The sequence below is a fragment of the Thioreductor micantisoli genome (assembly GCF_055392745.1).
The window spans coordinates 1,345,181-1,357,584 of sequence record NZ_AP043760.1 but is presented as its reverse complement, the minus strand read 5'-3'; the positions used below and the strand labels follow the sequence as shown (position 1 = coordinate 1,357,584).

At 29.0% G+C, this 12,404-nt stretch carries 14 protein-coding genes; 8 read left to right on the top strand and 6 right to left on the bottom strand.

Translation table 11 applies throughout. From position 1 onward, the window contains the following. Position 1: 1 nt before the first annotated feature. The 4 genes from ACZ5OA_RS07255 to ACZ5OA_RS07240 all read left to right on the top strand — a co-directional run bounded on the left by ACZ5OA_RS07255 (position 2) and on the right by ACZ5OA_RS07240 (position 2,027). On the top strand, positions 2–913 hold the full coding sequence (locus ACZ5OA_RS07255) for a WD40 repeat domain-containing protein (protein WP_464907201.1): 912 nt from the start codon (positions 2–4) through the stop codon (positions 911–913). 26 nt (positions 914–939) lie between these two features. After that, positions 940–1,284, top strand: a complete 345-nt coding sequence (locus tag ACZ5OA_RS07250; RefSeq protein WP_464907200.1) for a chaperone NapD — start codon at positions 940–942, stop codon at positions 1,282–1,284. A gap of 75 nt (positions 1,285–1,359) precedes the next feature. Then, positions 1,360–1,653, top strand: a complete 294-nt coding sequence (locus ACZ5OA_RS07245) for a hypothetical protein (RefSeq protein WP_464907199.1) — start codon at positions 1,360–1,362, stop codon at positions 1,651–1,653. Between the two features lie 2 nt (positions 1,654–1,655). Continuing rightward, positions 1,656–2,027 (top strand): hypothetical protein, encoded by a 372-nt coding sequence (locus ACZ5OA_RS07240; protein WP_464907198.1) that lies wholly within the window; start codon positions 1,656–1,658, stop codon positions 2,025–2,027. A 114-nt stretch (positions 2,028–2,141) separates the two neighbouring features. Here ACZ5OA_RS07240 and ACZ5OA_RS07235 read toward each other — a convergent pair whose 3' ends face one another. The 3 genes from ACZ5OA_RS07235 to ACZ5OA_RS07225 form a co-directional block, all read right to left on the bottom strand. Beyond that, a complete protein-coding gene (locus tag ACZ5OA_RS07235; protein WP_464907197.1) occupies positions 2,142–3,116 on the bottom strand; it encodes an iron-sulfur cluster assembly scaffold protein in 975 nt (324 codons plus the stop codon). 16 nt (positions 3,117–3,132) lie between these two features. Further along, on the bottom strand, positions 3,133–4,305 hold the full coding sequence (locus ACZ5OA_RS07230; RefSeq protein WP_464907196.1) for a cysteine desulfurase family protein: 1,173 nt from the start codon (positions 4,303–4,305) through the stop codon (positions 3,133–3,135). Positions 4,306–4,381: 76 nt separating this feature from the next. Continuing rightward, positions 4,382–4,666, bottom strand: coding sequence for a 4-hydroxy-3-methylbut-2-en-1-yl diphosphate synthase (locus ACZ5OA_RS07225; RefSeq protein ID WP_464907195.1), 285 nt, complete (start codon positions 4,664–4,666; stop codon positions 4,382–4,384). Positions 4,667–4,986: 320 nt separating this feature from the next. Here ACZ5OA_RS07225 and ACZ5OA_RS07220 point away from each other — a divergent pair, with 320 nt between their 5' ends. The 4 genes from ACZ5OA_RS07220 to ACZ5OA_RS07205 all read left to right on the top strand — a co-directional run bounded on the left by ACZ5OA_RS07220 (position 4,987) and on the right by ACZ5OA_RS07205 (position 8,685). Next, positions 4,987–6,708 (top strand): acetolactate synthase large subunit, encoded by a 1,722-nt coding sequence (locus tag ACZ5OA_RS07220; protein WP_464907194.1) that lies wholly within the window; start codon positions 4,987–4,989, stop codon positions 6,706–6,708. Further along, on the top strand, positions 6,705–7,166 hold the full coding sequence (ilvN, locus tag ACZ5OA_RS07215) for an acetolactate synthase small subunit (RefSeq protein WP_464907193.1): 462 nt from the start codon (positions 6,705–6,707) through the stop codon (positions 7,164–7,166). The genes ACZ5OA_RS07220 and ilvN overlap by 4 nt, the downstream gene beginning before the upstream one ends. 9 nt (positions 7,167–7,175) lie before the next feature. Then, a complete protein-coding gene (gene lpxD / locus ACZ5OA_RS07210) occupies positions 7,176–8,120 on the top strand; it encodes a UDP-3-O-(3-hydroxymyristoyl)glucosamine N-acyltransferase (RefSeq protein ID WP_464907192.1) in 945 nt (314 codons plus the stop codon). Between the two features lie 160 nt (positions 8,121–8,280). Next, positions 8,281–8,685, top strand: coding sequence for a flavin reductase family protein (locus ACZ5OA_RS07205; protein ID WP_464907191.1), 405 nt, complete (start codon positions 8,281–8,283; stop codon positions 8,683–8,685). Between the two features lie 164 nt (positions 8,686–8,849). On the opposite strand, the gene ACZ5OA_RS07200 is transcribed toward ACZ5OA_RS07205, so the two are convergent. The 3 genes from ACZ5OA_RS07200 to rho are packed head-to-tail and all read right to left on the bottom strand — an operon-like array spanning position 8,850 to position 12,368. After that, positions 8,850–10,337 carry a DNA polymerase III subunit gamma/tau gene (locus tag ACZ5OA_RS07200; RefSeq protein ID WP_464907190.1) on the bottom strand — a complete coding sequence of 496 codons (1,488 nt, stop codon included), beginning with the start codon at positions 10,335–10,337 and terminating at the stop codon, positions 8,850–8,852. Then, positions 10,328–11,068, bottom strand: coding sequence for a glutamate racemase (gene murI, locus ACZ5OA_RS07195; protein WP_464907189.1), 741 nt, complete (start codon positions 11,066–11,068; stop codon positions 10,328–10,330). The genes ACZ5OA_RS07200 and murI overlap by 10 nt, the downstream gene beginning before the upstream one ends. Then, complete coding sequence (gene rho / locus ACZ5OA_RS07190; protein ID WP_464907188.1) at positions 11,058–12,368, bottom strand: transcription termination factor Rho; 1,311 nt, start codon at positions 12,366–12,368, stop codon at positions 11,058–11,060. The genes murI and rho overlap by 11 nt, the downstream gene beginning before the upstream one ends. Positions 12,369–12,404: the final 36 nt, after the last annotated feature.

Here is a 12,404-nt window from a genome sequence, read left to right as displayed (position 1 = left end):
AATGAAAAAAATAATATTTTTATTATTAGCAGTGTTTTTGTTTGCATTTAATAAAATAGAATATAGTAGTTATATTTCAAAAGTTACTTTTAATAACAACTATTTAATAGCAGGGCTTGAAAATGGAAATGTTGTTATAAAAAATTTCAAAACATTTAAAGATGTTTATACTATTCATTTACCAAAAATTCATAATTTGATGGATGAAGAAATAGCAATGCCAATATATTCAATGGATATTAAAAATTCTAAATTATTAATTTTAGCAGGAGCAGAAGAGGGAAGTAGAAAATTATTTATTTTTGATTTAAAAACTAAAAAGTTAACTAAAGTTTTTTCTACAAGTAAGAGTTTAATGCAGCTTAAATTTTTGGATAAAAATAAAATTTTATTTGCTAGTTTAAGTGATGAATTGTTGATTTATGACTTAAAAACTAAAAAATTTGTTTTTTCAAAACAAGTAGGTCAGTACGTTTTTTCTAAATTTGTATTAAATAAAGATTTAGTAGCAATTGGTGATGAAAGTGGAGTAGTTCATTTATATAATTTAAAAACAAAAACATTAAAAAATATAAGTGGAAGTAATAAAGATAAAACAATTAGTTTAGATTTGAAAAATAATTTGATTTTGAATGCAAGTAGTGATATGCAAGTTGGAATTTATAATATAAATGGCACACAAAAATTGGCAATGAAAGTGAAATTTTTGCCATATGCAGCGAGTTTAAGTAAAAATAAATTTGCAGTGCAATATGATGAAAAAAATGATATTGCTGTATTTGATATGAATAAAAATCTTATAAAATTATTAAAAGGTCATACGATGCCTTTAAATGGTATGAAATTTGTAAGTAAGAATAAATTATTAAGTTTTTCACCAAATGAGATTATAATATGGAAAGTAAATCATTGAATATCATAATTAAAAGGAATAAAAATATGAATGTTTCAAGTATAATAGTAAAAACAAGACCAGAGCATCTTGAAGATGTTAAAAAAGAGTTAGCAAAAACAGGGATTTGTGAAATTCATTTTGATGATCCAAAGGGAATAATAATAGTTACGATTGAAGGTAAAAATGTAGAAGAAGAGATCAATAAAGTTAGAATGTTAGAAGCTCTGCCAAATGTAATTAGTGCTGATATGCATATGAGCTATTGCGAAGATGAACTTGATGAAATGAAAAAAGAAATAATTGATTCAGATGGTATAGCCAGTGAAATAAATTCAAATAAGTCTATTGAAGAAATCAACTATTTTGGTAGTTTAAAAGGGAAATATTAATAATTGAAAATGGACAATTGAAAATTGATAATTATGTTATAATAAATTTTAATAAATATAAAAAAAGGAACTATAATGGCAAGAGATATAAAAGAACAGATTTTAAGTTTTGGAGAGATTCCAAATGCGCACGAAGTAGTAACAATAGCATATGCAGGAGTAAGACTTCCAAGTGGTAATTTATACAAAGATGAGCTTTTCCCAACAACTGCTATACAACAAGTGGTTGTTTATCTTCAAGAACAAGCTAAGGATATGGAAGCAGATGGAGTTAAAAATATAGATGTAAAAGTTATAACTTCTCATAATGAAGAAGGTTCTGAAGTAGTTGATTATTTAGCTACTGGAACTATTATAAAATTGGTATAAAAATGTATATTTATGCAGCACATTTAAGTTTTGGTTTTGGTTGGGCTTGTTTACTTCTTACTTTTATTAAAAGTATGCAACATAAAGATAAAGTAGAATCAACTATTTTTGGAATTTTATCATTTTTAATGATGATAGCTGTTTTAGTAGTTGGTGTTATGATTATGCTTAGCAATAAAGGTATTATGCAAACAGGTCATTGGCTAAGAGTTAAATTAATAATTGATACTTTGTTAATGGGTGAAACTCTATTTTTACTATATTTTCTAAAAAAAGGTAAATTTGTAAGTAGAAAATGTGGAAATATAATGTATGTTTTCACATTTATTTCTTTTATTATTATGATTTTACTTACTATGTTAAAACCGTTCTAAATAATAAACAACTGACTAAGTAACTTTTAATTATGCACTGACTAAATAAACGAAACAATTATAAATGTTGAGTGTTTTAAGTCAGTGCTTTTAATTATCTAGTGCTAAAAATTTTTAATGAACTTCTATAACTTTTATTTTATCATAAGCTGTATGATTTATAAGTTCTTGCTCAATTGCCCATAAAGTAGAAGAACTACTTGCACATCCGCTACAAGCACCAAGATATTTAATCATCAATTTAAGCCCCTCTTCATCTTCTCGTATATCAATTAATTCTAAACTTCCACCATCCATTGCAAGGGCTGGTCTTATTTTTTCATTTATAATTTCTTCAATTTTTTTAATTTTTTGAAGAAGTGTTAAATTTTCAAATTTTTCTTCTGTTTTTTCTGTTTTTATTTCATTTTCATTTTCAGTAGAATTTTCATTCATTTCGGCTAAAATATCTACTAAATAAACAGCTTTTTCTTCGTGTCCACCTGGAGCTACACAGCTTTTGCAATAAGTTCCAGCTTTTGTATATTGTTGTAACTCTTCGACTGTTTTACAATGATGAGTTTTTATAATTTCTTCAATCTCACCCCTTGAGACTCTTGCACATTCACATACAATTTCTTTATCTCTAAGTGATTTACTATCAACACCTTTATATTTAGCAGCAGCTTCGATAATTACATCATAAGCCATTACAGAACAGTGCATTTTTTGAGGTGGAAATGCAGGTTTGTCTTGGGTATCTCTTAAAGCTTTTTCTACATCTAAATTTGTAATTTTTGTAGCTTCATCTATTGTTTTACCAATTGTTAACTCAGTCATCATATCACTACTTGCAATAGCAGTTCCACAACCAAAACTTTTGAATTTTGCATCTTTTATAGTGTTTGTTTCAGGTTCAACTAACCAATAAAGTCTAACCGCATCACCACATGCCTCAGCACCAAAATCTGCAACTACAAGTTTTAATCCTTTTGCTTTTGCATCTTCTTCACTAAATTCTCCTAAATATTTTGGATTATTCATTCTTTCTTGAACTTTGTTTGAGTAATCTTCCCAAACATTTCCTGTTATTAAATCATTTCTAGCCATAATTTTCCTTTCTTATTTATTGTGGTTTTACACATGCGTAAGTCATAGATATATTTCTAAGTCTTTTTACTACTTTTGGTAAATGCTCTATCACATAATCAATCTCTTCTTCTGTTGTGAATTTGCTAAGACTAAAAATAATAGCTGTATGAGCGATTTCTGGATCTTCTCCAAGTGCTTCTAAAACTTCACTACCTTCAAGTCTTTCAGAGCTACAACTACTTCCAGTTGCCGCGTAAATTCCTAATTGATTTAAATCCCAAAGCATTGATTCACCTTCAATTCCTCTAAATGAAGCTGTAATCGTATTTGGAAGTCTAAATTTATCATCAATATAAATCTTTGTATCTTCAATCTCTAAAATAGCAGTAGCTAATTTATCTCTAAGTTTTTTTATTTTTGTATTTATATAATCTAAATTTTCATTTGCTAGTTTTGCTGCGTAAGCCATAGCAAACATTCCATTTAGATAAACTGTTCCACCTCTTTTACCACCCATTTGGTTTCCACCATGGATTAAGTTTTGATAAGGAGCTTTGTTTCTCACATATAATCCACCTACACCTTTTGGGCCGTGGAATTTATGAGATGAGAATGTAAAATAATCAACTCCAAGTTCCTCTACATCTACTTTTATTTTTCCAATAGCTTGAGCACCATCTGAATGAAAAGGTATGTTATATTTTTTTGCAATTGTAGAAATTCCTTTTATAGGTTGAATTGCTCCAGATTCATTAGAAGCTGTTAAAATTGATATTAAAGCAGTATCTTCTCTGATAGCATCTTCTACATCAAACATACTAACTCTTCCATTCTCATCAGTTGGCAAATAAGTCGCTTCTATTCCAAACTTTTTACAATAGGCAATTGTTGCTTTTATACTTGAATGTTCAGCTACACAAGTGATAATATGTTTTTTCTCACTTCCTTGTAAGAAAGCATCCAAAAATGTTTTAATAACGATGTTATTCCCTTCTGTCGTCGATGAGGTTATAAGAATATCATCTTCGTCTTTTGCATTAATTGCTGGATAAAGCATATCATAAGCTAAATTTAAATAATCTCTAGCTTCACTTCCTTTTTTATAAATAACATTTACATTCCCATATACATCAATAGCATTACAGTAAACTTCTTTTACTTTTTTATCCATTTTTGTAGTAGAATTATTATCTAAATATACTTCCATTTCTTTCCTTTTTTAAAGAATTATTTTAACAATATATTATCTATTTTCATTGTTTATGTCAAGATTCTTTTATTTTTTATTTTTTTATATGTTTTTCCAAGGCATTTATGACGTCTTTAATATCTTGTGATTCAAGTAAAGTTTTTAATTTTTTCTTTTTTGATTTATGTAAGCCTCTAATAATTTCTTTTATCTCTTCTTCTGTTTTTGCTTCTATAATTTTTAATATATTTTCTTTACCAAATATTTTTTCAATTTTTTCTTTAGTTACTTTTTGAGTTTTTAAGATTGTAAATAAAAATATAAAAGACATTGAAGGAATAACAATCATTACAATTACAATTAATCCATAATTACCCATTTTTATCCTTTTTATATCTATTTTTAGATAATTATAGCATTTTTAATTGATTATTTGTTATAATTTAGTCGCAAAAACTTTAATAAGGAGTTTATATGACATTTACAGCTGGTGTATTTGCTATAGCTATATGTGCTATTGCAACAGGAATGATGTTAGTTATCGTAAGAGGTGCTGTTAAACAATCACCTTTAGACTAAAAAAGAGATTTTCCTCTTTTTTAACTATGTTTTTACAAAACTTATTTTCTAAATCTTCAATTTAAAAATTTCTATATTTTTTGGTATAATCAGATAAAAACTTTTTAAAAGGTAATTTTTATGAAAATGACAGGTGCAAAAATAGTAATTGAGAGTATGATAAAAGAGAATGTTGAAGTTGTATTTGGTTATCCAGGTGGGGCTATAATGAATGTTTATGATGAAATTTATAAACAAAATTCATTTCAACATATTCTTACAAGGCATGAACAAGCAGCAGTTCACGCTGCAGATGGTTATGCAAGAGCAACGGGGAAAGTTGGAGTTGCTTTTTTAACAAGTGGACCTGGATTTACAAATGGTGTAACTGGACTTGCTACTGCTTATACTGATTCTATTCCACTAGTTGTGATTAGTGGGCAAGTTGCAACTGCACTTATTGGAACTGATGCTTTTCAAGAAATAGACGCGGTTGGTATCTCAAGACCTTGTACAAAACATAACTTTTTGGTAAAAGATGTTAAAGATTTAGCGAATATTATAAAAGAAGCTTTTTATATTGCAAAAAGTGGAAGACCAGGGCCTGTTCATATTGATATTCCAAAAGATGTAACTGCAAATATGACTGATTTTGTTTATCCAAAAGAGATAGAACTTAAAACTTATAAACCAAATATAAAAGGTAATAAAAGACAAATTAAAAAAGTAGTTGATGTTATAAAAAAAGCTAAAAAACCTATTGTTTATATTGGTGGTGGTGCAGTTTTATCAAATGCAGGTGAGTTAGTAAGAGAATTTGTAAATACTACTCAAATTCCAGCAGTTGAAACTCTTATGGCAAAAGGTGTTTTAAGGTATGACAATCCATTAAACCTTGGAATGGTTGGAATGCATGGAACTTACGCGGCTAATATGGCTATGGCCGAAGCTGATTTGATGATAAGTTTTGGAGCAAGATTTGATGATAGAGTTACGGGAAAACTTGAAGAGTTTGCTAAACACGCAGAAGTTATTCACATAGATATCGATCCAACTTCAATTTCAAAAATAGTACATGCTGATTATCCAATTGTTGGGGATTTAAAAAATGTCCTTGAAACTATGATGCCTCTTGTTAAAGCTGAGATAAATCCAGAAAATTATGAATATTTTAGAAGTATTGTCCGAAGATATAATGACCTTCATCCATTGTCTTATCATGATAGTGATAAAGTTTTAAAACCTGAATGGGTTATTCAAAAAACTGGAGAAATTTTAGGGGACAAGGCTATTGTTTCTACTGATGTTGGGCAACATCAAATGTGGACAGCTCAATATTATCCATTTAGTTTCTCTCGTCAGTTTGTAACAAGTGGAGGGCTTGGAACTATGGGATTTGGTTTTCCAGCGGCTATGGGTGTAAAAAGAGGAGTACCTGATAAAATCTCAATTAATTTTAGTGGAGATGGAAGTATTCTTATGAATATTCAAGAGTTTGTAACTGCTTATGAATATAAATTACCTGTAATTAATATAGTTTTAAATAACAACTATTTAGGAATGGTTCGCCAGTGGCAAACAATGTTTTATGATGATAGATTGGCTTCAACTGATTTGAGTGTGCAACCAGATTTTGTGGCACTTGTAGAAGCTTGTGGTGGAAAAGGTTATAGAACAAAAACAAAAGATGAATATGAAGAGGCTTTAAGGGATGCTATCACTCAAAATGTTCCTGTGTTTATTGATGTTGTTATTGATAGAAGAGAAATAGTGTTACCGATGGTTCCAGCAGGGGAAGGCTTAGCTAATACAATTGTTGAATATAAAGATCCTAAACAACTTGAAAACAAGGATGAGAAATGAGAAAAGTAATATCTGTAATAGTTGAAAATGAACATGGAGTTTTAGCAAGAATTGTGAATCTATTTGCTGGAAGAGGTTATAATATTGAGAGTCTTACAGTTGCACCAATTCCAGAGAATAACTATTCAAGAATGACAATAGCGACAGAGGGTGATCCTGAAATATTTGAACAAATTGCTAAACAGCTTAATAAATTAATTCCTGTTTATAAAGTAATGGAAAGTGATAATTTTATAGAAAAAGAGATGGCAATGGTTAAATTCCCTATTGATAATTCTTTGAGTGATATTGATGCGCTTGCTAGATGTTATAATGGAAATATTTCAAATGTTAGTGAAGATTATATAGTTGTAACTGTGATTGATAGAGCGGTTAGAATTGATAATTTTTTAAAAGGGATTAAAAAATTTAATCCAATAGAAATAGTTAGAAGTGGTGTATCTGTAATAGATAGATAAGGATGATAAATGAAATTAAGTGAAATAGTAAAAATTTTAGAAGTTGAGATGGTAGGAGATGATAAAGAAATTGATGGTATGAATACTTTAATGAGTGCAGATAGCAATGAAATTTCTTTTTTTCATAACGGTAAATATTTAAAAGAATTACCACTTACAAAAGCTGGAGCTGTAATTTTAGATAAAGAATTTGTAAAACATCTTCCTGTACATACAACTGCTTTGATTAGTGATGAACCATATCTCAAAATGGCTCGTTTAACTAAATATTTTGTTAAACCTCTAAAAAGAGATGGTGAAAAAACTATTTCTGAAAGTGCAGATATTGCCGAGAATGTAACAATTGGTGGTGGAAGTGAAATAGGAGCAAACACTACTATTATGAGTGGAGTTTCAATTGGTGCAGATGTAGTAATTGGAGAAAATGTAACAATTTATCCAAATGTAACTATTTATAATGATACTAAAATAGCAAATAATGTAACAATTCACGCAGGAAGTGTGATAGGAAGTGATGGTTTTGGTTATGCACATACTAAAACAGGAGAACATGTTAAAATTTATCATTTAGGAAATGTAGTTATTGAAGACGATGTAGAGATAGGAGCAAACACTACAATTGATAGAGGTGTTTTTGGCTCAACTACTATTAAAAAAGGGGTAAAAATAGATAATTTAGTGCAAATTGGGCATAATTGTGAAGTAGGAGAATATTCTATAATGGTATCTCAATCAGGACTTGCAGGAAGTACAAAACTTGGTAGAAATGTAGTAATGGGTGGACAAAGTGCAGCAGCAGGGCATCTTAAAATAGCACCATTTACGCAAATTGCAGCAAGAGGTGGAATAACTAAAAGTATTAAAGAATCAGGAATTTATGGTGGATTTCCACTACTTCCTCAAAAAACTTGGCTTAGACTTCAAGCAAAAATAAATGGACTTTTAAAAAAATGATTTATAAATTTTCTGAGTTAAATAAAACAGATAAATATAAAATAATGTCTCAAACAATTATTCCTAGACCAATTGCATGGGTTGTGACTGAAAATGAGACTATAAATATTGCACCATTTAGTTATTTTACAGGGCTTTCCTCTGAACACCTGCTACGATTATGATTTCTATAGGACACAAAAAAGATGGCACTCCAAAAGATACATTAAAAAATATAAGAGAAACAAAAAAGTGTGTAGTTTGTTTTGTAGATGAAAAATATTTGGAAAAAATGAATAATTCATCTGAAGAATTACCAAAAGAAGTTAGCGAAGCCGAAAAATTTGATATAAAAACTAAAAAAGTTTATGAAGAGTTTCCACCTATGATAGAAGATATTAATTGTGCATATTTTTGTGAATTAAATCAAGAAGTAAATATTGGTGGTACTACAATTCCAGTAATTTTAAATGTAAAAGAAGTATTTATCAAAGATGAGTTTATTACAGATAAAGAGAGACTTACAATTGACTTGGATGTAATAGGCAGAGTAGGGGCGAGTTACGCTAAATTAACTAAAATTTAGTTTTTTATAGACATTGACCTAAAATACTCAACAATAAAACAAATTTCTTAACACTACAAAAAGCTAAAAAGTGTCAACGCAAGCGCCCTTCGGGTTTGAAGCACACTTTTTTTAACGCTTTTTTTCGTTAAAATTTGTAGTTGTTTCGTTTATTTAGTCAGTGTCTATTTATAAACATTTACTTCTGTAATCTCATCAGCGAAAATTTCTTGTGCTTTTTTGATAATTTTATCTTGCATAGGAATTTCTACAACTTTTTTAGATTCTTCTATTTTTTTAGGAGTTTCTTGAAGTTTAGTGCATTTTTGAGGAGTTACTTTCGTTCCAATTCCGAAAGTTTCATCAAGAAGTAATTTTAATACATTTCCCCAATATTTTTTCATTAAATTTCTGCATTTTTCATTGATACAACTTTCCCAAACTAATGTCTTATTTTCAAATGATATAAATTTAACATCATTGAAACATTCATAAATTTCTTTGTCTCTTTCTTTTATTTTTGCTAAAAATTGATTAAACAGATCATTTGGATTAGTTTTTTTTGTTATTTTAGGAGTGGTTGCTTGAGGTGTGTTTATCGGTTTTATTTCTTTTTTAGTAGAGAAAACTTCTTTTTCATATTTTTTAATTAATTCATCAAGTTTATGTGGTTTTGTAGCTTCTATCATTTTAAAAAACATTAAATTTAGGGCAAATTCATTATCTACATTTATTTTGATGAGCTCCTTCATATCAGCAACAATTTTGAAAAATCTCTCTATTGAAGCAAGGGCAAATTTATTATTGTAAAGTGCATCTTTTAGATAACTCATAATTTCATCTAAAATAGAATCAATATCATAAGTTGAAATAACTCTCACTATATCTTTTATTTTATCTTTTTCGTTGTTGAAAATCATTTTAAAAATATTATCAATTATTTCAGGATTGATAACTCCAAGCATTTCAACTATATTTGCTAAATTAATTTCACCTTTTGTATAAGCTATGGCTTGATTAAGGATTGTAAGAGTGTCTCTGAGGCTTCCATTTCCACTTTTAGCTATAAGTTCTACGGCTTTTGGTTCATATTTAACATTTTCTTTAGCTAAAACAAATTCAAGATGATTTTTGATTAAGTTATTATCAATTTTTGTAAATCTATAATGTTGAGTTCTACTTAAAATAGTAGCTGGTAGTTTAAGAGGGTCAGTGGTTGCTAAGATAAACTTTACATAAGGAGGTGGCTCTTCAAGTGTTTTAAGAAGGGCATTTTCAGCTTCACGAGTAAGCATATGTGCTTCATCGATTATGAATATTTTGTATCTGCCAATTGTTGGTTTATATCTTGTTTGCTCTATTATATCTTTTATATCTTCGATTTTACGGTTACTTGCCGCATCCATTTCAATGATGTCAATATGTCTGTTTTCATTTGCCATTATACAGTTTTCACATTCTTCGCAAGGTTTACTACTTTCGCCTTTTTCACATTGCAAAGCTTTTGCAAAAATTCTTGCAGTTGATGTTTTACCACTACCTCTAAGTCCACTAAAAAGGTAAGCATTAGCCAATTTTTTACCATCAAGTGCATTTTTTAGTGTTTGAATTACTGCCTCTTGTCCTACAACTTCGCTAAATTTCTTTGGTCTGTATTTTAGGGCTAAAACCATTTTTTTGCTACCTTTTTTAAATGAGCTGGATTTTCACTTGCTAAGAAGTGAATTTTTGAGTTTTGTTTTTCTTTTAAATTATACTCTTTTTTTAAAAGTTCTACTATAGCTTCACCTGAGTGGATTAGTTTTGCATTTTTGAAATACTCTTGAAGATAGGCGCTTAAAAGTGGAAAATGAGTACAACCTAAAACTACAATATCAATTTTTTCTGGATTTAATTTATTAAAGTATAATTTAAAAGTTTCTTTTATAAGAGATTTAGAATAAGCTTCTTCTTCTACGATTGGGACGAATAGAGGAGTGGGGATAGATATAATATTTTTATATCCTTTTGCTTCTAATCCATTTTTATAGAGATTGGAATTAATTGTAGCTTTTGTACCAATTATTAAAATAGTATCATCTTTTTTTGCTTGTTTAGTTACTGCTTGAATTCCAGCGTCAATAACTCCAACAACATTAAAATTTGCTTCTTTTCTAATTTCTGGCAAGGCACAACTGCTAACGGTATTGCAAGCAGTTATTAAAAAGTTAATATCGAAATTTTTTAAAAATTCTAAACTTTCAAGAGAATAACGAATAATTGTAGATTCGTTTTTACTTCCATAAGGAACTCTCGCAGTATCTCCAAAATAGATAATTTCATCAAATAATTTAGCTTGATAGATACTTTTAGCGACAGTAAGTCCACCAACTCCACTATCAAAAATTCCAGCTCTAGATATCATTCATTGCAGCCAAAAATTCTTTGTTATTTTTTGTTTTTAGCATTTTAGAATAAAGTAATCTAAGTGCTTCAACTTCTTCCATATCATTTATAATATTTCTTAAAGCCCATACTTTTGCAAGTGTTTCAGCGTCAAGAAGTAATTCTTCTTTTCTTGTACCAGATTTGATAATATCAACTGCTGGATAAATTCTTCTATTTGCAATTTTTCTACTTAAATCTATTTCCATATTTCCAGTTCCTTTGAACTCTTCGAAAATTACTTCATCCATTCTACTTCCAGTTTCTACAAGTGCAGTTGCGATAATTGTAAGACTTCCACTCTCTTCTAGGTTTCTAGCCGCACCAAAAAATCTTTTTGGTTTATGAAGTGCATTTGCATCAACCCCACCACTTAGCACTTTTCCACTTGAAGGAGTTGCTGTATTGTAAGCTCTTGCTAGTCTTGTAATTGAATCAAGTAAAATCACAACATCTTTACCCATTTCAGCCATTCTTTTTGCTTTTGCTATAACTATTTCAGATACTTTTATATGATTACTTGCAGGTTCATCGAATGTTGAAGAATAGACTTCACCTTTTACACTTCTTTCCATATCTGTAACTTCTTCTGGTCTTTCATCGATAAGTAATACAATGAGTTCTACTTCTGGATGATTTTTTGTAAGTCCATGAGCTATATCTTTTAAGAATTCAGTTTTACCACTTCTTGGAGGTGCTACGATTAGTCCTCTTTGACCTTTTCCAATAGGTGCAAATAGATCAATAACTCTACCTGTAAGTTTAGTTGGCATATATTCAAGTTTTAGTTGTTCTTGTGGATAAAGTGGAGTTAAGTTATCAAAGAGCGGTCTCTTTTTACTTTCTTCTGGTGGAAGATAATTGATAGCTTCGATTTTCAAAAGTGCATAATATTTTTCTGCATCTTTTGGTGGTCTTACTTGACCTGTAACTATATCACCAGTCCTCAAAGCAAATCTTTTAATTTGTGTTTGTGAAACATAAGTATCATTTTGTGAATCACTAAAATTTTTTCCTAAACTTCTTAAAAATCCATAACCGTCACTCATAATATCCAAAATACCAGTAAATAAAATATAACCACCATTACTAACTTGTGTTTTTAATATTTCAAACATTAAATCTTGTCTTTTAAGTTCTTGTGGGTTTTCTATTTTTAAGTTTTTTGCTATTTCGGTAAGTTTTTCGATAGGCTCGGTTCTTAAATCTTCAATTGTATGCCCTTTTACAGGTATATGAGTTCTTTGTTTTTTATTATTGTGATTATTATTATTTTGCATTCACATAAATCCTTGTAGTTTTATATTTTGTAGATT